Origin of the sequence: Janthinobacterium sp. CG_23.3, assembly GCF_046115965.1 — a bacterium.
Classification (GTDB): domain Bacteria; phylum Pseudomonadota; class Gammaproteobacteria; order Burkholderiales; family Burkholderiaceae_D; genus Janthinobacterium.
The window spans coordinates 32454-53060 of the sequence record NZ_JBJXIB010000008.1 but is presented as its reverse complement, the minus strand read 5'-3'; the positions used below and the strand labels follow the sequence as shown (position 1 = coordinate 53060).

The following is a 20607-nucleotide window of genomic DNA, read 5'->3' as shown; positions in this document are numbered from 1 at the left end:
CGCGTCTGCCGAGAATAGACTTATGCAACTCGATATCCGTGCCCAAACACTGCTCAAAGCCCTGGTCGAGCGCTACATCGCCGACGGCCAGCCGGTCGGTTCGCGCGCGCTGTCGAAGATCTCCGGGCTGGAGCTGTCGCCGGCGACCATCCGCAACATCATGGCCGACCTGGAGGAAATGGGTTACGTGTCGAGTCCGCACACCTCGGCCGGGCGCATCCCGACCCCGCGCGGCTACCGCATCTTCGTCGACACGCTGCTGACGGTGCAGCACATCGACGAGCACGCGGTCGAGTCGCGCATGCGCCTGCAAATCCAGCAGCCGCAGAAAATGATCGCCAACGCTGCTCAAATGCTGTCGTCGCTGTCGCAGTTCGCCGGCGTGGTGCTGAGCCCGCGGCGCGAATCGGTGTTCCAGCAAATCGAATTCCTGCGCCTGTCGGAAAAGCGCATCCTGCTGGTTATCGTCGGCCCCACCGGCGACGTGCAAAACCGCCTGCTGCTGACCGCGTCCGACTACACGCCGGCGCAACTGGTGCAGTCGGCCAACTACATCAACCAAAACTACGGCGGCCTGTCGTTCGACGACGTGCGCATCCGCCTGCAGGGCGAGCTGCGCCAGTTGCGCGACGATATGGGGCGGCTGATGCAGGCGGCCGTCGAGGCCGGCAGCGAGGCGATGGCCGACAACTCGGACGACATGGTCATCTCCGGCGAGCGCAACCTGCTCAGCGTCAGCGACCTGTCCTCGAACATGAGTTCGCTGCGGCAAATGTTCGACATGTTCGAGCAAAAGACCGGGCTGATGCAACTGCTGGACGTGTCGAGCAAGGCCACCGGCGTGCAGATCTTCATCGGCGGCGAGTCGAACCTGGTGCCGATGGACGAGATGAGCGTGGTCACCGCGCCTTACGAGGTGAACGGCAAAATCGTCGGCACCCTCGGCGTGATCGGGCCGACGCGCATGGCCTACGAGCGCGTGATCCCGATCGTCGACATCACGGCGAAGCTGTTATCGAGCGCGCTCAGCCAGCATTGACGCGGCGCGCCACATAGGAAAGACCCGCGGCGCGTAGCGTATTATGCCCGGTGCGGGCAAGCAACCTTGATGCAGTTGCCGTAGATCGCCAGCGCGTGCTCGGCAATCTTGAAGCCGCGTTCCTCGGCCACGCGTTGCTGGCGCAGCTCGATTTCCTCGTCGAAAAACTCTTCGACGCGGCCACAGTCGAGGCACACCAGGTGGTCGTGGTGCGAGCCTTCGTTCAATTCGAAGATCGCCTTGCCGGTTTCGAAATGATTCCGGTTTAGCAAGCCGGCTTGCTCGAACTGGGTCAGCACGCGGTAGACGGTGGCCAGGCCAACGTCCATATTGTCGGCCAACAGGACCTTATACACGTCTTCGGCCGTCAAATGGCGTACGGGGCTGCTCTGGAAAATGTCCAGAATCTTTAGGCGGGGCAGCGTGGCTTTCAGGCCGCTGGCCTTCAGATCGCTAGGATTGTTACTCATGTTTTGCTCGCATATGGTTCATGTGCTTTATCATATAGCGTTTTAGCACTTCTGCTCAATCGAATTGAGGACACTTATGCGCGTAACCACGGCTTTATCGCCATCTTTGCTGCACCGTATTGCGTCAAGGACGCCACTGCTCGCCGGCCTGGTGTGCGCCGCGCTGGCGCTGTCCGGCTGCGCGGGCCGCAGCGTGCTCGGCGAGAAGCCAGCCGCGACCAAGGAAGGCGGCGCCGCCGTCGAACCGGCCAGCGGCGCGCAGACCAGCACCGTGACGCCGCTGCAAAAATTCCTGTGGGTGTTTTCGCCCTACCGTCCGGTGATTCAGCAAGGTAACTTTATTTCCGAGGAAATGCTGGCGCAGTTGAAAGTCGGCATGAGCCGCGAGCAAGTCCGCTTCATCCTCGGCACGCCCCTGCTGACCGACGTGTTCCACGGCGAGCGCTGGGACTATCCGTTCCGCCTGGCCAAGGGCAATGGCGAACTGACCACCAGCCGCGTGGTCGTCTTCTTCAAGGACGGCAAGGTCGAGCGCTTCGAGGGCGGCAACCTGCCGACCGAAAAGGAATACATCGCCCGCATCGCCGGACCGGCCCCGGCCTTGACGAGCGCGGCGCCGGCCCCGGCGGCGAAGCCGCCGACGCCCGCGCCGACGCCCGAAGTGACTAAATAATTCCTTGAGAATAGCGATGACCGAACTGAAAATTGCAATTGCCGGCGCCAGCGGACGCATGGGCCGTATCTTGATCGAAGCGATCGACCAGGCGCCCGACGCCGTGCTGGCCGGCGCTCTGGACGTGGCCGGCGCGCCCGGCATCGGCCAGGACGCCGCCGCCTTCCTCGGCAAGCCGGCCGGCGTGGCCATCGCCTCCGAGCTGGCCGAGGGCCTGGCCGGCGCCGCCTACCTGATCGACTTCACGCGCCCCGAGGGCACGCTGAAGCATGTGGCCTACTGCGCCGAGCACGGCATCAAAATGATCATCGGCACCACCGGTTTCGACGCCGCCGGCAAGGCGGCCATCGCCGCCGCCGCCGAAAAGACCGCGATCATGATGGCGCCCAACATGAGCGTGGGCGTCAATGTCACGCTCAAGCTGCTTGAAATGGCCGCCAGGAGCCTGTCCGAAGGCTACGACATTGAAATCGTCGAGGCGCACCACCGCCACAAGGTCGACGCGCCGTCGGGCACCGCGCTGCAAATGGGCGAAGTGGTGGCGGCCGCGCTCGGGCGCAACTTGCAGGAGTGCGCCGTCTACGGCCGCGAAGGCGTCACCGGCGAGCGCGACCCGTCGACGATCGGCTTTGCCACCATCCGCGGCGGCGACATCGTCGGCGACCACACCGTGCTGTTCGCCGGCATCGGCGAGCGCATTGAAATCAGCCACAAGTCGAGCAGCCGCGCCACCTACGCCCAGGGCGCGCTGCGCGCCGCGCGTTTCCTGGCGGGCAAGACCAGCGGCCTGTACGACATGCAGGACGTGCTGGCGCTGAAGCGCTAACCGCGAGCGCCGCCCGACGATGAACCCGACCCTCGACAACCATTTCAGCCTGGCGCGCTATTGGTCGCAGGGCGACGCGATCAGCCACGCGGTGGCCTACGTGTTGCTGGCGATGTCGCTGCTGAGCTGGTACCTGATCCTGTCCAAGGGCTGGAGCGCCTGGCGCATCCGCCGCAGCGCGGTCGCGCTGGACGCGTTCTGGGCCGCCCCCAGCATGGCCGACGCGGTCGCCGCGCTGACCCTGGCGGACCCGGAACAAGTCTACGCGCCGCTGGCGCAGCACGGCGCCGCGCACCTGGCGGCCGCTGGCGGCGCCTCGCTGGGCGCCGAGATGGAACCGGCCGAACAAATCACCCGGGTCCTGCGCCTGGCGATCCACCGCGGCGGCGCCCGGCTGGAAAGCGGCTTGACGCTGCTGGCCTCGATCGGCTCGACCGCGCCCTTCGTCGGCCTGCTCGGCACGGTCTGGGGCATTTACCACGCGCTGGCGGCCGTCTCCAGCGCCGGCGTGGTGCAGATCGACAAGATCGCCGGACCGGTCGGCGAGGCGTTGGTGATGACCGGCATCGGCTTGTCGGTGGCGATTCCCGCCGTGCTGGCCTACAACGGCTTGAACCGCGTCAACCGCCTGACCCTGGCCGAGCTGGACGCGTTCGCGCACGACCTGCACGCCTACCTGACCAGCGGCGCCCGCGCCCGGCGGCACTAACCGGCGCCCGCCGGCATTCGCGTAAAGGAGGAGGCACGATGTCTTTTGGCAGCTTCAACCACCACCGGCAGCAGCCGCTGATGGCCGACATCAACGTCACGCCGATGGTCGACGTGATGCTGGTGCTACTGGTGATTTTCATCATCTCGGCGCCGATGTTCACGCACGCGGTCAAGCTTGAGCTGCCGCGCGCCCAGGCCGCCGCCGCGCCGCGGAACCCCGGCGCCACCGTCACCCTGGCGATCGACGCCGCCGGCACCGTGTTCTGGGACAACGACGCGCTCACCCCGGCCGAGCTGGGGGCGCGCCTGGCGCGGGCCGCCGCCCTGCCGGCGCAACCGGAACTGCAGCTGCGCGCCGACAAGGCCACCCGCTACGAAGCGGTGGCGCAAGTCATGGCGGCGGCCCAGTCCAACGGCCTGAGCAAACTGAGTTTTGTCACCGACCCCAACAAAGAAAAGAAATAATATGCCAAGCGCCATACTCAACGGCAGTGCCATCACCGACTGGACCAGCTTCCACGAACAATGCAAGCGCGCCCTCGGCTTTCCCGAGTTTTACGCCGACACCATGGACGCCTGGGTCGACTGCCTGAGCTACCTGCGCGACGAGGACGGCATGACGCAATTCCTGCTCAAGCCCGACGAAACGCTGGAAATCGTGGTGCGGGACGCCGAGGCGATGCGCCTGCAAGTGCCGGACATCCTCGAGGAAGTGACTTTTTGCATCGCCGGCATCAACGAACGCTACGAGGACTACGGCGAAAAACCGGCGCTCAAGCTGGTATTGCGCTGAACCCCGCGGGATTTTCATAGGTCGGCTTAGCCCATCGGGCGTAACCCGACTGGCGTCGGCAGCGGCCCGGCGTCGGATGACGCGTTCGGCTAATCCGACCGACGATTCTCGATCAGCCCGACCTGCTTGCCGTACGGCTCGAGCAGCTCGGCCACGCGGATGCCTTCGCATAAATCATCGTGCGCAGTCCTTTGATCATCTCGTTCCCCGTTTAATGGTTGAAAACCCCACGCTGCCATCGAATCCGCGCAAGCAATTGGAAAATAAACAAGAGTGCGCCGGCCGCGGGGCGGCCAGCCAGGCATCGACCTGCTATCGGGACGCATGAACCCAGTATAATGCTTGGTTCATATTCACTTTTGGCCGCACATCATGCAAGATAAATATAGTCCCGCCGACGTCGAACAAGCCGCCCAATCGCACTGGAAGGCGATCGACGCCTACAAAGCCGTCGAGCACGACCCGCGTTTCCCGAAGGGCAAGTACTACGCTTGCTCGATGCTGCCTTACCCTTCGGGCAAGCTGCACATGGGCCACGTGCGCAACTATACGATCAACGACGTGATGTACCGCTACCTGCGCATGAACGGCTACAACGTGCTGATGCCGATGGGCTGGGACGCCTTCGGCATGCCGGCCGAAAACGCCGCGATGGCCAACAACGTGCCGCCGGCGCAGTGGACCTATTCGAACATCGCCCACATGAAGCAGCAGATGGAGTCGATGGGCCTGGCGATCGACTGGTCGCGCGAAATGACCGCCTGCACCCCCGAATACTACAAGTGGAACCAGTGGATGTTCCTGAAGATGCTGGAAAAAGGCATCATCTACAAGAAGACCGGCACCGTCAACTGGGACCCGGTCGACCAGACCGTGCTGGCCAACGAGCAGGTCGTCGACGGCTGCGGCTGGCGTTCCGGCGCGCCGATCGAGAAGCGCGAAATTCCGATGTACTACGCCCGCATCACCGACTACGCCGAGGAGCTGCTGGCCTATGTCGACGACAAGCTGCCGGGCTGGCCGGAGCGCGTGCGCACCATGCAGACCAACTGGATCGGCAAGTCGACCGGCGTGCGCTTCGCCTTCCCGCACCAGATCGCCGACGCCGACGGCGCCCTGATCGGCGAGGGCAAGCTGTACGTCTTCACCACCCGCCCCGACACCGTCATGGGCGTGACCTTCTGCGCCGTGGCGCCGGAGCACGCGCTGGCCGCGCACGCCGCGCAAAGCAACCCGGCGCTGGCCGCCTTCATCGCCGAGTGCAAGCTCGGTAGCGTGATCGAGGCCGACATGGCGACGATGGAGAAGAAGGGCATGCCGACCGGCCTGTTGGTCACCCATCCGCTGACCGGCGCCCAGGTCGAGGTCTGGGTCGGCAACTACGTCTTGATCACCTACGGCGACGGCGCCGTCATGGGCGTGCCGGCGCACGACGAGCGCGACTTCCTGTTCGCCCAAAAATACGCGCTGCCGATCAAGCAGGTAATCGCCGTCGAAGGCAAGCAATACTCGACCGACGCCTGGCGGGAATGGTACGGCGACAAGGACAGCGGCGTCTGCGTCGACTCCGGCAAATACGACGGCTTGCACTACGCCGCCGCCGTCGACGCCGTCGCGGCCGACCTGGCCGAACGCGGCCTGGGCGAGAAGAAAACCACCTTCCGCCTGCGCGACTGGGGCATTTCGCGCCAGCGCTACTGGGGCACGCCGATCCCGATGATCCATTGCGCCGACTGCGGCGTGGTGCCGGTGCCGGAAAAAGACTTGCCGGTGATCCTGCCGGAAGACTGCGTGCCGGACGGCAGCGGCAACCCGCTCAATAAATACGAAGCCTTCCTGCAGTGCGACTGTCCGCAGTGCGGCAAGCCGGCGCGCCGCGAAACCGACACGATGGACACCTTCGTCGATTCGTCGTGGTACTACATGCGCTACACCTCGCCGGGCAGCAAGGACGCCATGGTCGACGCGCGCAACGACTACTGGATGCCGATGGACCAGTACATCGGCGGCATCGAGCACGCCGTCATGCATCTGCTGTACGCGCGCTTCTGGACCAAGATCATGCGCGACTTCGGTCTGGTCAAGTTCGACGAGCCCTTCGTCAACCTGCTGACGCAGGGCATGGTGCTGAACGAAACCTACTTCCGCCAGGAAGCGTCCGGCAAGAAGGTCTGGTTCAATCCGGCCGACATCGACCTGACGCTGGACGACAAGGGCCGAGCGCAAGGCGCGACGCTGAAGTCCGACGGCCAGCCGGTGCAGATCGGCGGCACCGAGAAGATGTCGAAGTCGAAGAACAACGGCATCGACCCGCAGGCGCAGATCGAGCAGTACGGCGCCGATACCGCGCGCCTGTTTACGATGTTCGCCTCGCCGCCGGAGCAGACGCTGGAATGGTCGGGCAGCGGCGTCGAGGGCGCCAACCGCTTCCTGCGCCGGGTTTGGGCCTACAGCTACGCCCAGGCGCCGCGCATTGCGATGGCGCTGGCCTCGGCCCCGGCGGGCGCCGCCAGCGACGCGCAGAAAACCCTGCGCCGCGAATTGCACAAGATCCTGCAGCAGGCCGATTACGACTTGAAGCGCATCCAATACAACACCGTGGTGTCGGCCTGCATGAAGATGCTCAACACGCTGGAGTCGGCCAAGCTCGACGACGGCGCCGCCTCGGCCGCGCTGGTGGCCGAGGGCCTGGCGATCTTCCTGCGCCTGCTGAACCCGGTCGCGCCGCACATCACCCATGTGCTGTGGCAAGAGCTGGGCTACGCCGGCGTGCATGGCGACATCCTCAACGCGCCGTGGCCGCAGGTCGACCCGGCCGCGCTGGAACAGGCCGAGATCGAGATGATGATCCAGGTGAACGGCAAGCTGCGCGGCTCGATCACCGTTGCCAAGGGCGCCGACAAGGCCAGCATCGAAGCGGCCGCGCTGGCCTGCGAGAGCGTGCAGAAGTACATTGACACCGCGCCGAAGAAGATCATCGTCGTGCCGGGCAAATTAATCAGCATTGTGGTGTAGACGATGAGCGCTTTCATGACGATTCAACGGGCCCGCGTGGCGGGCTTGATGTTGCTGGCGGCGCTGGCGCTGTCGGCCTGCGGCTTCCACCTGCGCGGCGCGAACGGCAGCTTCAACCTGCCGTTCGCGACGCTGTTTATCACGCTGCCGAAATTGTCGCCGCTGGCGATCGACTTGAAGCGCAACATCCGCGTCAATGGCGGCACCGAGATCCTCGAGGCGCGCGACGGCGCCGACGGCATCATCGACGTGCTGAGCGATCCGGACACCACCCGCGGCAAGACCATCCTGTCGCTGAGCAACAACGGCCGGGTCCGCGAGTACCAGCTCAGCTACACCATCGTGTTCCGCGTGCTCGACCGCCAGGGCACCGAGTTGCTGGGGCCGACGACGATTTCGCTGACGCGGCCGATCAGCCTCAACGAGTCGCAACTGCTGGCCAAGGAAACCGAAGAGGCGCTGCTGTACCGCGACATGAAGTCCGACATGGTGCAGCAGATGATGCGCCGCATCGCCGCCGTCAAGCTGGCGCTGCCGGCGATGTCGGTGCCGTCGGCCGCGGCACCCGCCGCCGCGGTCAAGCCATAGGACGGCGCCATGCAATTGCGGGTTGAAGCGCTGGACGGCCATTTGGGCAAACCGCTGGCGCAGTTGTACGTGATCAGCAGCGACGAGCATTTGCTGGCGCTGGAGGCGGCCGACAAGATCCGCCGCGCCGCCCGCGCCAACGGCTACTCCGAGCGCGAGGTGCTGACCGTCGAGCGCAGTTTCAAGTGGGGCGAGTTGCTGGCGGCGAACCAGGCGCTGTCGCTGTTCGGCGACAAGAAGCTGATCGAGCTGCGCATCCCGACCGGCAAGCCGGGCAAGGACGGCGGCGCGGCGCTGCAAAGCTACGCCAAGGACCTGAGCCCGGACAACCTGACGCTGATCACGCTGCCCAAGCTGGACTGGGCCACGCAGAAGGCGGCCTGGGTCGCCAGCCTGCAGCAGGCCGCCGTGTATATCGAGATCGCGGCGGTCGAGCGCGCCCACCTGCCGAACTGGATCGCCGGGCGCCTGTCGGCCCAGGGCCAAAGCGCCGAGCGCCACAGCATCGACTTTATCGCCGACCGGGTCGAGGGCAACCTGCTGGCGGCGCACCAGGAGATCCAGAAACTGGGCCTGCTGCACGAGCCGGGCAAACTCAGTTACGAGCAGGTGCAGGACGCGGTGCTGAACGTGGCGCGCTACGACGTCTTCAAGCTCAGCGAGGCGATGCTGTCGGGCGACCCGGCGCGCCTGGTGCGCATGCTCGAAGGCTTGAAGGGCGAGGGCGAGGCGCTGCCGCTGGTGCTGTGGGCGGTGTCCGAGGAAATCCGCACGCTGTTAAAATTGAAGGCCGGGATGGCGCAGGGCCGCCCGCTCGGCGCGCTGCTCAAGGAATACCGCATCTGGGGACCGCGCGAGCGCATGATGGACCCGGCGCTGCGGCGCATTTCGCTGCCGACGCTGGAGGCGGCGCTGCGGCAGGCGGCGCAGGTGGACAAGATGATCAAGGGGCTGCGCGCCAAGGCTTACGCCGGCGACGCCTGGGACGCAATGCTACAACTGGCGCTGAAGGTGGCGCGCGGTTGATGGACAATCAGCGCGAACAATCAGCGCGAAGGATAAGGCAATGACGATGGACATCACTGAGTACATGGAACAGGTCGGCCAACAGGCGCGCGCCGCCTCGCGGGCGATGGCCAAGGCCGACAGCGCCACGCGCAACCGCGCGCTAGCGCTGATCGCCGCGGCGATCGTGCGCGACGCCGACCTGCTGCGCGAAGCCAACCGGCTCGACCTCGCGGCGGCGCGCGCCAACGGCCTGGCGCCGGCCATGCTGGACCGCCTGACGCTGTCGGACGGCGCCATCGCCACGATGGTGGAAGGTTTGCGGCAGATCGTCGCGCTGGCCGACCCGATCGGCGAGATCAGCGGTATGAAATTTCGCCCGAGCGGCATCCAGGTTGGCCAGATGCGGGTGCCGCTGGGCGTCATCGGCATCATTTACGAGGCCCGTCCGAACGTGACGGTGGACGCCGCCGGCCTGTGCATCAAGAGCGGCAACGCGACCATTTTGCGCGGCGGCTCCGAGGCGATCCATTGCAACCGCGCGCTGGCCAAGCTGGTCAAGGAGGGCCTGGCCGGCGCCGGACTGCCGGAGAACGCGGTGCAGGTGGTCGACACCACCGACCGCGCCGCCGTCGGCGCCCTGATCACCATGCCGCAATACGTCGACGTCATCGTGCCGCGCGGCGGCAAGGGCTTGATCGCGCGACTGATGGCAGAGGCGACGGTGCCGATGATCAAGCACCTGGACGGCATCTGCCACGTCTACATCGACGCCAAGGCCGACCTGGCCAAGGCGCTGGCGATCGCCTTCAACGCCAAGTGCCAGCGCTACGGCACCTGCAACACCATGGAAACGCTGCTGGTGGCGCGGGCGATCGCGCCGCAGGTGTTGCCCAAGCTGGCCGAGCTGTACCTGGCCAAGCAGGTCGAGCTGCGCGCCGACCCGGAGGCGCACGCGCTGCTGGCCGGCTACCCGCACCTGGCCGCGGCCGGCGAGGCCGACTGGAGCACCGAGTACCTGGCGGCGATCCTGTCGGTCAAGGTGGTGGCCGGCATCGACGAGGCGATCGACCATATCGACGCGTATTCGTCCAAGCACACCGAGGCCATCGTCACCGAGGACTACAGCGCCGCCATGCGCTTCCTGCGCGAGGTCGATTCGGCCTCGGTGATGGTGAACGCCTCGACGCGCTTCGCCGACGGCTTCGAATACGGCCTGGGCGCCGAAATCGGCATCTCGAACGACAAGTTGCACGCGCGCGGGCCGGTCGGCCTGGACGGCCTGACCTCGCTGAAATACGTGGTGTTCGGCCACGGCGAAGTGCGCACATAACCACGCGGGACAGCCATGCTCTGGATTAAAGCTTTACACATCGTTTTCGTCACCAGCTGGTTCGCCGGGCTGTTTTACCTGCCGCGCATCTTCGTCAACCTGGCGCAGGAAAGCGACACCGTGACCACCGAGCGGCTGCTGCTGATGGCGCGCAAGCTGTACCGCTTCATGGGCATGCTGGCGCTGCCGGCGCTGGCGCTCGGCCTGGTGCTGCTGTGGATGCAGTACGGCGGCGCCGCCGCCGGCATGAAGATGCCGGCCTGGATGCACGCCAAGCTGGCCTTCGTGGTGCTGGCGCTGGGCTACCACCACGCCTGCGGCGCGATCTTGAAAAAGTTCGAGAACGGTGTCAACCAGCGCAGCCATGCCTGGTTCCGCTGGTTCAACGAAGTGCCGGTGGTGTTGTTGCTGGCGATCGTCGTGCTGGTGGTCGTCAAGCCTTTCTGATCGGAGCAGCATGAGCAAAATTTGCCAGTATTTTTTCGCCCCGCAGTCGCCGTGGACCTATCTGGGGCACGCGCGCATGGTGGCCATGGCCAAGCGGCACGGCGTGCAAATCGAGGTGCGGCCCTTCGACCTGGGCAAGGTGTTCAGCCTGTCGGGCGGTCTGCCGCTGGCCAAGCGCGCGCCGCAGCGCCAGGCCTACCGCCTGGCCGAGCTGGCGCGCTGGTCGGCGTTCCTGCAAATGCCGCTGAATCCGCAGCCGAAGTTTTTCCCGGTCTCGCCGGACGCCGCCGCCAAGCTGATCATCGCCACCCGGCTGGCGCTGGGCGTCGAGGTGGCGCTGGAACTGTCGCAGGCGATCATGCGCGGCCTGTGGGCCGAGGAGCGCAACATCGGCGACGACGAGTCGCTGGTGCAGATCGCCAATAGCTGCGAGCTGGACGGGCGCATGCTGCTGAAGTCGTCGCAGACCGCCAGCGTGCAGGCCGAGTACGACCGCAACACCGAGGACGCCAGCGCGGCCAGCGTGTTCGGCTCGCCGTGGTACGTCTTCGACGGCGAAGGCTACTGGGGCCAGGACCGCCTGGACTTCCTGGAACGCGCCTTCGCCGGCGACGTGGACAAGTAATCGGCCCTTGCCTTGTTTTTTTGATGTGCGGCGCAGCGTCTGGTCGCGCCCCGGTATTTTTTACCGCGGCAGTTTTTTGTTTTTTTGTTTTCAACGGATAAAAGGTACACCATGGCTTCATATTTTTGCCCATGCCCGCGCGGCATGGAAGCGGCGCTGGCCGAGGAACTGGGCGAGATCGCCCAGCAGGCAGGCGCGACCCTGAAGGTGCACAACCAGGTACCCGGCGGCGTGCATTGCTCCGGCGACCTGACCGACGCCTACCGCGTCAACCTGCATTCGCGCATCGCCTCGCGCGTGCTGATGCGCATGGCCCATGCGGGCTACAAGAATGAAAACGACATCTACGACCTGGCGCTGGCGCAGCCGTGGGAAGACTGGTTCGGCGTGCACCACACGATCCGCGTCGACGTCACCGCCGTCAAATCGCCGCTGCGCAGCCTGGAGTTCACCACGCTGAAGATCAAGGACGCGATCTGCGACCGCTTCCGCGACCAGTGCAACGAGCGCCCGTCGGTCAACACCAAGACGCCGGACATGCGCATCGTCGGCTTCCTCGACGCGCACACCTTCACGCTGTACCTCGACACCTCGGGCGAGGCCCTGTTCAAGCGCGGCTGGCGCGAAGAGACCGGCGACGCGCCGCTGCGCGAAAACCTGGCCGCCGGCCTGCTGCGCGTGTCCGGCTGGAAGCCGGGCATGGTGCTGTTCGACCCGATGTGCGGTTCCGGCACCATCCTGGCCGAAGCGGCGCAGATGGTGCAGGGCATTCCGCCCGGCGCCAGCCGCCAGTTCGCCTTCGAGAATTTCAACGGCTTCAAGCCGCAGCCGTGGCAAGACCTGAAAAACGCCATCAAGGCGAACCCGCTGCCGCTGGAACCGACCATTTTCGGCAGCGACATCTCGGGCGACATGGTGGCGATGACGCGCCACAACCTGCGCTGCGCCGGCGTGGTGTTCGAGGTTCCGCTCAAGCAGATCGAGGCGCAGGAAGTCAAGCCGCCGAGCGAGCTCGCCGGCATCATGCTGACCAACCCGCCGTACGGCGAGCGTATCGGCGTGCGCGGCGACAGCACGCTGCCGGAAGACGAGTTGTCGAGCGCGTTCTACTCGGCCATGGGCACCACGCTGAAGCAGCGCTTCGCCGGCTGGACCGTGTTCCTGTTTACCGCCGACCTGGGCCTGCCGCGCCTGCTGCGCTTGAAAGAGGCGCGTAAAACGCCGTTCTTCAACGGCGCGTTGGAATGCCGGCTGTTCCGCTTTGACATGGTGGCCGGTTACAACCGCCGCGAGGAAGCCAAACCGAAGGGCCCGGCCGCGGGCTGACGCCGCGGCGGCGCGGGCCGGGTCGGCAGCCCGGCCCGGCCTGCCGCCGCCAGCCCCCCCATACCAGCGACCCCCGGCACGCCCGGCTTACCAGGATTCCCATGTTCCCCACTCCCACGCCGAACATTCCAGCCGATCCGGTGACGCCGGTGCCGCCGCCGCCGCCGCCCAGCCACATGGCGCCGCTCAGCGGCGTCGCGCTGGCGACCATGCTGGCGCTGCTGGCCATGCTCGGGCCGTTCTCGATCGACACCTACCTGCCGGCCTTCCCGGCCATCCAGGCTTCGCTCAACGCCAGCGCCATCGAGGTGCAGCAGTCGCTCACCGTCTACATGCTGGCCTTCGCCGGCATGGTGCTGTGGCACGGCGCGCTGTCGGACTCGTTCGGCCGGCGCAATCTGATTTTGATCTCGCTGGCGCTGTTCGCCATCGGCACGCTGGGCTGCGCGGCCGCCAGCACCGTGCATTACCTGTGGGCGTTCCGGGTGCTGCAGGGCGTCTCCGCCGGGGCCGGCGTGGTGGTCGGGCGCGCCATTATCCGCGACCTGTATTCGGACGCGCCGGCGGCGCGCCTGCTGTCGATGGTGACGATGATTTTTTCGATCGCGCCGGCCATCGCCCCGATCATGGGCGGCTGGATCGTCAAGCTGCTGGACTGGCGGGCGATCTTCCTGTTCCTGTTCGCCTACACCCTGATCCTGCTGTGGTTTTGCTACAAGCGGCTGCCGGAAACGCTGCCGCCGCACCTGCGCCAGCCGTTCAACCCGCACTACATCGCGCGCAACTACCGGCAGATCCTGAGCGCGCCGCTGTTCCACATGAAGGCCGGCGTCACCGCCTTCAATTTCGCCGGCCTGTTCCTGTACATCACGGCCGCGCCGGTGATGCTGCCGCGGCATCTGCACCTCGGCCCCGACCAGTTCGGCTGGCTGTTCATCCCCGCCGTCAGCGGCATCTTCCTCGGCGCGCTGGCGGCCAACCGCCTGGCCGGCTCGATCACCTTGGTGCGGCAGATCGGCATCGGCTTCGCCCTGCTGCTGGGCGCCGCCGTCTGCAACGTCGGCTACCACCTGTTGTTCGCGCCGTCGCTGCCGTGGTCGGTCGCACCGCTGTTCTTCTACACCTTCGGCATGTCGCTGGTCACGCCCGGCGCGACGATGCTGGCGATGGACCTGTTTCCGCACATCCGCGGCACCGTCGCGTCGTGCCAGTCGTTCGCGCAGACGCTGCTGGGCGCGCTGGTGGCCGGCGTCATCGCGCCGTTCCTGTCGCACTCGGTGCTGTGGCTGGCGGCGGGCCAACTGGCCTGCGCGGCGATCTCGCTGGCGCTGTGGACCGCCTCGCGGCTGTTCCGCGAACGCTGGCGCAAGGACGTCGCGGCGCCGTTTTAACGCCGCTCAGCCAGGCTTGCGCCGGTCGGGTTGGCAAAGCGTCGTCCGCCGCCGAGCCGCCGCCGGCGCCGGTCGGGTGACGCCTGGCGGGCTAACCCGACCGGCGACAATCCCGGAGGGCTGACGTCCTTGGTTCGAGCCACGTCACGGTACGAACGGGTATAGGGAAATGCTCAACTAGTTTTTCTTATTTGCAAGTTATTCTGCGCTTTATGCTAATATCACTTTTTTGTCGAATCGGCTCGCACTAACAAAACAGCCGCTTCAGCTGAGTTCCAGAGTCAACCAACGTGGCTGCGCTGCGCCGTTCCAGCGCACCTCCGATCCGACCCTCTCTTTTGGCGGCTGTGCTTGATACGATGCATCATTCAGACCAAGATATTCGCAATCGCCTGCTGATTGCCCGCCTGCCGGCGATGCCCCAGATACTCATCAAGCTGATCGAGCACCTGCAGGCCGACGACGCCGGCATGCCGGAGCTGGCCGCGCTGATCGCCAAGGACGCCGGCATGACCAGCAAGATCCTGGCGGTGGCCAACAGTTCGGCCTACCACCGGCCCGGCCGCAGCGTCGGGTTGGAGCAGTCGCTGGTGTCGCTGGGCACCGACATGATCAAGACCCTGGTCATCAGCGAATCGGTGTTCCAGACCTTCAGCAGCTTCCCCCACTCCGGCAGCACCGACCTGCGCGGCTTCTGGAAAACCTCGCTGACGGCGGCCGTCATCGCCCGCGACATCGCCAAGGCGATGGACTACCCGCACGTCGAGGAAGCCTACCTGGCCGGGCTGCTGCACAACGTCGGCCGGCTGGCGCTGCTGGCCACCGCGCCCAAGGAATACGCCGTCAACTTCATGGCGCGCGACGACGAGGCGCTGTGCGCGGTCGAGCAGCGCACGCTGCAAATCACCCATTCCGAAGCCGGCGCCTGGCTCATCGAGCGCTGGCACCTCGACTCCTTCCTGGCCGACAGCGTGCTGTACCACCACGAACCGGCCGCGCGGCTGGAGTCGGCCCACCCGCTGATCCGCATCGTGCGCCTGGCGCATCTGCTGTGCTGCCACCGCGACGAGCAGGGCGCCATCGACGACGCCGTGCGCCTGTGCGGCCTGGACCGGGAGCGGCTGGCGGCGGTCGTCCAGACGGCCGCGCGGCAGGTCGCCAAGGCGGCCGACCAGCTCGGCATCGACCTGAGCGGCGCCGACGACGTGGTGGCGCCGCCGGCCTGCGCGGCGGCGCCGCCCGACCCGGTGCAGCAGCGCCTGTCGGAAGAGGTGCGCAACATGGTGCTGGTGTCGGAAATGGGCCAGACCTTCGCCCGCCAGCAGGGCGAGGCCGGGCTGCTGGACTCCATCACCCGCTCGGCGCGCATCCTGTTTGATTTCGACGCCACCGCGGTGCTGCTGGAAAACCCGACCGGCCACGCGCTGGTCGGCGCCGCCGGCGGCGAGCAGCAGCAACGCCTGGCCGAGTTCGCGGTGCCGCTGGCCGGGGGCGGGCCGCTGGCCGGCGCCGCGCTGCAGCGCCGCCTGGCCTGCGTCGGCCGCGGCGACGCCGCCCTGGGCATCGCCGAGGAGCAGTTGCTGCGCATCCTGGCCAGCGACACCCTGGTGTGCCTGCCGCTGGTGGCCGGGCAACGCTGCCTGGGTCTGCTGGTCGGCGGCGCGCGGGCCTGGCAGGTGCCGGGCTACCTGAAGCGCGAGCGCTTCCTGCAAGCGTTCGGCCACCAGGCCGCCGCCGCGCTGGAGACGGCGATGAGCGAGCGCGGCCACGCGCGCCGGCAACTCGCCCACGTCGCCGAGGAGTACCGCGAGGCGTCGCGCCGCGTGGTGCACGAGGTGAACAACCCGCTGTCTATCATCAAGAACTATTTGAGCGTGCTCGACAGCAAGCTGGCGCGGCAGGAGCCGGTGCTCGGCGAAATGGCCATTTTGAACGAGGAAATCGACCGCGTCGGCCAGCTGGTCGGCGGACTGGCCGACCTGCAGCCGAGCGAGACGGCGCGCGCCACCGACGCGGCGCGGGTGGCGGCCGAGGTGCTGCGCCTGTTCCGCGCCACCGACTTCGTGCCCGCCTCGGTGCAGATCGTCGCGCGCATGCACGACCAGCCGGCCGAGGTCGAGGCCGACGCCGACATGCTCAAGCAGGTGCTGGTGAACCTGGTCAAGAACGCGGTCGAGGCGATGCCGGCCGGCGGCACGGTGGAAATTGCCAACCGCGGCCACGTCAACCGCGAACGCCGCCTGTACCTGGAACTGTGCGTCAGCGACACCGGCCCGGGCCTGTCGGCCGAGGTGCTGGCCAACCTGTTCGCGCCGGTGCGCAGCGCCAAGGACGGCGCCCACCACGGCCTCGGCCTGTCCATCGTGCACGGCCTGGTCAAGAAAATGCAGGGCATGATCAGCTGCCGCAGCGGCCGCAACGGTACCTCGTTTGAAATCCTGCTGCCCGCGCGCAGCGGCAACAGCCAACCGTCCGGCGTGCAAACGCGGGCGATGGACCCAGTTTAAGGCCAGAATGAACGCGAACCCCGCCGGCGCCGCCGCCACGCACCCCGCCGCCGCGACGCCGCACGGTTTCGACACCGAACACTGCGCCCGCATCCTGCTGGTCGACGACGAACCGCGGCTGCTGTCCTCGCTCTACGAACTGCTGCGCGGACGCGACTACCAGCTCGTCACCGCCACCTGCGGCGGCGAGGCGCTGGCCGAGCTGGGCAAGCTGCGCTTCGACCTGATCCTGCTCGACCTGCGCCTGCCCGACATGAGCGGCCACGAGATCATGGACTACATGAACAGCCGCGGCATCGAGGGCGACGTCATCGTCATGAGCGGCGAGGTCGGCATCGAGGCGGCGATCGGCGCCCTGAAGCGCGGCGCCTACGACTACCTGCGCAAACCCTACAGCCGCGAGGAGCTGCTGAAGACGGTCGACAACGCGCTGCAAAAGCGCAAGCTGGCGATCGAGAACGAGCGCATCGCCTCGCAGCTGGAAAACTCCGAGCGCATGTACCGCTACCTGGTCGACAGCTCGCCGGACATCATCTACACGCTCAACCATGACGGGCGTATCACCTACGTCAACGACCGCGTCCAGCAATTGCTCGGCTTCAGCCGCGAGGAGCTGATCGGCAAGCACTATACGACCCTGGTGCACGACGAGGACCAGGAGCGCGCGCGCTATGCCTTCAACGAGCGCCGGCTCGACGAGCGCGCCTCGCGCAACGTCGAGCTGCGCCTGAAATGCCGCAACGGCAACGGCGCCGACCGCACCTTCAGCAATACCCTGATGATGATCGGCCTGAACGCCATCGGCATGCACGCGCCGCCGCTGGGCGCCAAGAAGGCGGAGCTGTTCGGCACCTACGGCGTGGCGCGCGACATCACCGACCGCAAGCGCGCCGAGGAGGTGATTTCCTACCAAGCCTACCACGACATCCTGACCGACCTGCCGAACCGCATGCTGTTCAAGGACCGGCTCGGCCTGGCGGTGATCCAGGCCAAGCGCAAGCTGAGCGAGCTGGCGGTGATGTTCATCGACCTGGACCGCTTCAAGCTGGTCAACGACACGCTCGGCCACGTCAAGGGCGACGAGCTGTTGCAGCAGGTGGCGCAGCGCCTGAAGGATTGCCTGCGCCGCGGCGACACGCTGGCGCGCCAGGGCGGCGACGAGTTCACCATCGTGCTGCCGGAGCTGCGCGACCGCGAGGACGCCAAGCTGATCGCCGACAAATTCCTCGACAGCCTGCAGCGGCCGTTCGACCTGGACGGCCACCAGGTGCATATTTCGGCGAGCATCGGCATCGCCATCTACCCGGGCGACGGCGAAGGCATCGACGAGCTGCTGCGCCACGCCGACATCGCCATGTACCAGGTCAAGGCGCTCGGCAAGAACGGCCACAGCTTCTACCACACCTCGATGCTGGACGTGTCGCACCAGAAGATCGCGCTGGAGCAAAGCCTGCGCAAGGCGCTCGAGCTGAACCAGCTGGAAATGTACTACCAGCCGCAGATCGACGTGGCGAGCGGGCGCATCATCGGCGCCGAGGGCCTGATGCGCTGGAACCACCCGCAGCGCGGCCTGCTGTCGGCCGGCGAGTTCCTGCCGTTCGCCGAGGAAAACGGCTTGATGCTGCCGATCTCCGACTGGATGCTGGGCGCGCTGTGCCGCGACCTGTTGCAATGGAACGCCGCCGGCGGCGAGGACATCCGCCTGTCGCTGAACGTCTCGCCGCAGTACCTGGACCGCGGCGACTTCTTCGAGAAGATGCGCGGCGCGCTGATACGCTACGGTATCTCGCCGGCGCAGATCGAAGTCGAGATCACCGAGAACATTTGCATCCGCAACCCGCAGTACGCGATCGAACAGCTCAACAAACTGTGCCAGCTGGGCGTCTCGGTGGCCATCGACGATTTCGGCACCGGCTATTCGTCGCTGTCCTACCTGCACCGCTTTCCCATCCACACGATCAAGATCGACCAATCCTTCGTCAAGGAAATCCACGACGAGCACGGCCACTTCCCGGTGATTTTGGCGATCATTTCAATCGCCCGCGGGCTCGGCCTGCACCTGATCGCCGAGGGCGTCGAGACCGAGGTGCAGGCGCGCTACCTGCAGGCCAACGGCTGCAGCACGATGCAGGGCTATCTGTACCACCGGCCCATCTCGCTGGACGATTTCATCGACGTCTTGCAGCAGCAGCGCCGACCCGCCGCCGCCGCCGCCGCCGCGGCGCGGCACTTGGCGGCCAAGGCTTAAGCGGCGATGCCGAACCCGAGCGCCAGCGTGGCCGAGGCCGCCGCCAGCGGCCACTTCACCGCCGAATTGCTGCGCGTCAAGGCGTTGGCCGAGCGCGGCGTCGCCAACGCCCAGCACAGCCTGGGCTTCATGTACTTCAACGGCCAGGGCGCGGCGCAGGACTACGCGGCGGCCGTGGCCTGGTACCGGCGCGCCGCGGCGCAGGGCTTGGAACACGCCCAATACAACCTCGGCGTAATGTGCCAAAAGGGCCAGGGCGTCGAGCAGAGTTACGAACAGGCGGCGCACTGGTACGGGCAGGCCGCCGAGCAGGGTTACGCGGCGGCGCAGTACAACCTGGGCTGGTTGCACGCCAAGGGCCACGGCGTGGCGCAGGACAGCGCGCTGGCGATGCACTGGTTCAGCAAGGCGGCCGAGCAGGGCGACGCCGGCGCGCAAAACAACCTGGGCATGATGTACGACAACGGCAAGGGCGTGCCGCGGGACTTGAACCTGGCCGTCGCCTGGTACCGCAAGGCGGCCGAGCAGGGCCACGCGCGCGCCCAGTTCAACCTGGCGCTGCGCTACGACAACGGGCAGGGCGTGGCGCCGGACCGCCAGCAGGCCACGGCCTGGTTCCGCAAGGCCGCCGAGCAGGGTTACGCGCCGGCCCAGTTCAACCTGGCGCTGCGCCACGACAAGGGCGCCGACCCTCTGCTGGAACGGGACAGCGAGCAGGCGATCCTGTGGTACCGGCGCGCCGCCGAACAGGGCCACGCCAGCTCGCAGTTCAACCTCGGCCTGATCTTCGACAACGGCCAGGGCGTGCCGCGCGACGAGTTCAAGGCGCAGCAATGGTATCGCCAGGCGGCCGGGCAGGGCCACGCGGCGGCGCAGAACAACCTCGGCCTGCACTACGAGCACGGCCAGGGCGTGGCGCAAGACTACGGCCAGGCCCAGCTGTGGTATCGCAAGGCCGCCGAGCAGGGCTTCGCGGCCGGGCAATACCACCTCGGCCTGCTGTACGAGCACGGCTACGGCCTGCCGGCCGACCCGCAGGAGGCGGTGTTCTGGTACCGCAAGGCGGCCGACCAGGGCCACCCGCGGGCCCAGTTCGACCTCGGCCTGCGCTATGCAACCGGGCAGGGCGTGCCGCGCGACGCGCGCCTGGCGCTGGCCTGGTACCGCCGCGCCGCCGAGCAGGACTACGCCGCCGCGCAATACATGCTGGCGCTGCTGCACGACCAGGACGACGGCCCGGCGCCGGACGGCGCCCAGGCGCACGCGTGGTTCCGCAAGGCCGCCGAGCAAGGCCACACGCAGGCGCAGTTCGCCCTTGGCCTGCGCTACGACAACGGCCAAGGTGTACCGCAAGACTACGCGGCGGCCCACTGTTGGTACCTCAAGGCGGCCCAGCAGGGGCACGCGCGGGCCCAGCTCAACCTGGGGCTGATGTACGCCAGCGGCCAGGGCGCGCCGGCCGACCCGCTGCAAGCCTACCTGTGGCTGTCGCTGGCCGACAAGGGCGGCGCCCACGGCGCCGCCAAGTTCATCCGGCAGGCGGCGGCGCGCATGGGCGCCGCCGAGCTGGCGCAGGCGCAGCAGCGCCTGGAACTGCTGCCGGGCTAAGG

General features: G+C 66.9%; 18 protein-coding genes. 17 read left to right on the top strand and 1 reads right to left on the bottom strand.

Annotated elements, in window-relative coordinates; translation table 11 throughout:
* The first annotated feature begins 22 nt into the window (after window positions 1–22).
* Window positions 23–1039 (top strand): heat-inducible transcriptional repressor HrcA, encoded by a 1017-nt coding sequence (gene hrcA, locus ACFDR9_RS04290; protein WP_409030186.1) that lies wholly within the window; start codon window positions 23–25, stop codon window positions 1037–1039.
* A 41-nt stretch (window positions 1040–1080) separates the two neighbouring features.
* On the opposite strand, the gene fur is transcribed toward hrcA, so the two are convergent.
* Window positions 1081–1509 (bottom strand): ferric iron uptake transcriptional regulator, encoded by a 429-nt coding sequence (gene fur / locus ACFDR9_RS04285; protein ID WP_017879528.1) that lies wholly within the window; start codon window positions 1507–1509, stop codon window positions 1081–1083.
* A gap of 76 nt (window positions 1510–1585) precedes the next feature.
* Here fur and ACFDR9_RS04280 point away from each other — a divergent pair, with 76 nt between their 5' ends.
* From ACFDR9_RS04280 to ACFDR9_RS04205, 16 genes are all read left to right on the top strand, one after another.
* Window positions 1586–2182 (top strand): outer membrane protein assembly factor BamE, encoded by a 597-nt coding sequence (locus ACFDR9_RS04280; protein WP_081612042.1) that lies wholly within the window; start codon window positions 1586–1588, stop codon window positions 2180–2182.
* Between the two features lie 16 nt (window positions 2183–2198).
* A complete protein-coding gene (gene dapB, locus ACFDR9_RS04275) occupies window positions 2199–3008 on the top strand; it encodes a 4-hydroxy-tetrahydrodipicolinate reductase (protein ID WP_409030185.1) in 810 nt (269 codons plus the stop codon).
* A 19-nt stretch (window positions 3009–3027) separates the two neighbouring features.
* A complete protein-coding gene (locus ACFDR9_RS04270; RefSeq protein WP_409030184.1) occupies window positions 3028–3717 on the top strand; it encodes a MotA/TolQ/ExbB proton channel family protein in 690 nt (229 codons plus the stop codon).
* A 38-nt stretch (window positions 3718–3755) separates the two neighbouring features.
* Entirely contained in the window at window positions 3756–4184 is a 429-nt protein-coding gene (locus ACFDR9_RS04265; RefSeq protein WP_017879524.1) for a biopolymer transporter ExbD, read from the top strand.
* Window position 4185: 1 nt separating this feature from the next.
* A complete protein-coding gene (locus ACFDR9_RS04260) occupies window positions 4186–4512 on the top strand; it encodes a barstar family protein (protein ID WP_409030183.1) in 327 nt (108 codons plus the stop codon).
* Window positions 4513–4884: 372 nt separating this feature from the next.
* Window positions 4885–7527 carry a leucine--tRNA ligase gene (gene leuS / locus ACFDR9_RS04255; protein ID WP_409030182.1) on the top strand — a complete coding sequence of 881 codons (2643 nt, stop codon included), beginning with the start codon at window positions 4885–4887 and terminating at the stop codon, window positions 7525–7527.
* Window positions 7528–7542: 15 nt separating this feature from the next.
* Window positions 7543–8115, top strand: a complete 573-nt coding sequence (lptE, locus tag ACFDR9_RS04250; RefSeq protein WP_409030181.1) for an LPS assembly lipoprotein LptE — start codon at window positions 7543–7545, stop codon at window positions 8113–8115.
* Between the two features lie 9 nt (window positions 8116–8124).
* The gene (gene holA / locus ACFDR9_RS04245) at window positions 8125–9141 is read left to right on the top strand and encodes a DNA polymerase III subunit delta (RefSeq protein WP_409030180.1); all 1017 of its coding nucleotides are present in this window, start codon (window positions 8125–8127) and stop codon (window positions 9139–9141) included.
* A gap of 46 nt (window positions 9142–9187) precedes the next feature.
* A complete protein-coding gene (locus ACFDR9_RS04240) occupies window positions 9188–10453 on the top strand; it encodes a glutamate-5-semialdehyde dehydrogenase (protein ID WP_409030179.1) in 1266 nt (421 codons plus the stop codon).
* Window positions 10454–10468: 15 nt separating this feature from the next.
* Window positions 10469–10900 carry a CopD family protein gene (locus ACFDR9_RS04235; protein ID WP_017879518.1) on the top strand — a complete coding sequence of 144 codons (432 nt, stop codon included), beginning with the start codon at window positions 10469–10471 and terminating at the stop codon, window positions 10898–10900.
* 10 nt (window positions 10901–10910) lie between these two features.
* Entirely contained in the window at window positions 10911–11525 is a 615-nt protein-coding gene (locus ACFDR9_RS04230) for a 2-hydroxychromene-2-carboxylate isomerase (RefSeq protein WP_017879517.1), read from the top strand.
* A 111-nt stretch (window positions 11526–11636) separates the two neighbouring features.
* A complete protein-coding gene (locus ACFDR9_RS04225; protein ID WP_409030178.1) occupies window positions 11637–12851 on the top strand; it encodes a class I SAM-dependent RNA methyltransferase in 1215 nt (404 codons plus the stop codon).
* 101 nt (window positions 12852–12952) lie between these two features.
* A complete protein-coding gene (locus tag ACFDR9_RS04220; protein WP_409030177.1) occupies window positions 12953–14242 on the top strand; it encodes a multidrug effflux MFS transporter in 1290 nt (429 codons plus the stop codon).
* A 416-nt stretch (window positions 14243–14658) separates the two neighbouring features.
* Window positions 14659–16749, top strand: coding sequence for an HDOD domain-containing protein (locus ACFDR9_RS04215; RefSeq protein ID WP_409030176.1), 2091 nt, complete (start codon window positions 14659–14661; stop codon window positions 16747–16749).
* Between the two features lie 7 nt (window positions 16750–16756).
* The gene (locus ACFDR9_RS04210; RefSeq protein ID WP_409030175.1) at window positions 16757–18997 is read left to right on the top strand and encodes a putative bifunctional diguanylate cyclase/phosphodiesterase; all 2241 of its coding nucleotides are present in this window, start codon (window positions 16757–16759) and stop codon (window positions 18995–18997) included.
* A gap of 6 nt (window positions 18998–19003) precedes the next feature.
* Entirely contained in the window at window positions 19004–20605 is a 1602-nt protein-coding gene (locus ACFDR9_RS04205) for a tetratricopeptide repeat protein (RefSeq protein WP_017879512.1), read from the top strand.
* Window positions 20606–20607: the final 2 nt, after the last annotated feature.

Bases quoted from the DNA above. Each gene is read 5' to 3' on its own strand.
- ACFDR9_RS04210 (WP_409030175.1), top strand. From the start codon at position 16,757: ATGAACGCGAACCCCGCCGGCGCCGCCGCCACGCACCCCGCCGCCGCG.
- ACFDR9_RS04230 (WP_017879517.1), top strand. From the start codon at position 10,911: ATGAGCAAAATTTGCCAGTATTTTTTCGCCCCGCAGTCGCCGTGGACC.
- leuS (WP_409030182.1), top strand. From the start codon at position 4,885: ATGCAAGATAAATATAGTCCCGCCGACGTCGAACAAGCCGCCCAATCG.
- dapB (WP_409030185.1), top strand. From the start codon at position 2,199: ATGACCGAACTGAAAATTGCAATTGCCGGCGCCAGCGGACGCATGGGC.
- ACFDR9_RS04260 (WP_409030183.1), top strand. From the start codon at position 4,186: ATGCCAAGCGCCATACTCAACGGCAGTGCCATCACCGACTGGACCAGC.
- lptE (WP_409030181.1), top strand. From the start codon at position 7,543: ATGACGATTCAACGGGCCCGCGTGGCGGGCTTGATGTTGCTGGCGGCG.
- ACFDR9_RS04235 (WP_017879518.1), top strand. From the start codon at position 10,469: ATGCTCTGGATTAAAGCTTTACACATCGTTTTCGTCACCAGCTGGTTC.
- ACFDR9_RS04225 (WP_409030178.1), top strand. From the start codon at position 11,637: ATGGCTTCATATTTTTGCCCATGCCCGCGCGGCATGGAAGCGGCGCTG.
- ACFDR9_RS04270 (WP_409030184.1), top strand. From the start codon at position 3,028: ATGAACCCGACCCTCGACAACCATTTCAGCCTGGCGCGCTATTGGTCG.
- ACFDR9_RS04215 (WP_409030176.1), top strand. From the start codon at position 14,659: ATGCCCCAGATACTCATCAAGCTGATCGAGCACCTGCAGGCCGACGAC.
- fur (WP_017879528.1), bottom strand. From the start codon at position 1,509: ATGAGTAACAATCCTAGCGATCTGAAGGCCAGCGGCCTGAAAGCCACG.
- ACFDR9_RS04220 (WP_409030177.1), top strand. From the start codon at position 12,953: ATGTTCCCCACTCCCACGCCGAACATTCCAGCCGATCCGGTGACGCCG.
- hrcA (WP_409030186.1), top strand. From the start codon at position 23: ATGCAACTCGATATCCGTGCCCAAACACTGCTCAAAGCCCTGGTCGAG.
- holA (WP_409030180.1), top strand. From the start codon at position 8,125: ATGCAATTGCGGGTTGAAGCGCTGGACGGCCATTTGGGCAAACCGCTG.
- ACFDR9_RS04240 (WP_409030179.1), top strand. From the start codon at position 9,188: ATGGACATCACTGAGTACATGGAACAGGTCGGCCAACAGGCGCGCGCC.
- ACFDR9_RS04205 (WP_017879512.1), top strand. From the start codon at position 19,004: ATGCCGAACCCGAGCGCCAGCGTGGCCGAGGCCGCCGCCAGCGGCCAC.
- ACFDR9_RS04265 (WP_017879524.1), top strand. From the start codon at position 3,756: ATGTCTTTTGGCAGCTTCAACCACCACCGGCAGCAGCCGCTGATGGCC.
- ACFDR9_RS04280 (WP_081612042.1), top strand. From the start codon at position 1,586: ATGCGCGTAACCACGGCTTTATCGCCATCTTTGCTGCACCGTATTGCG.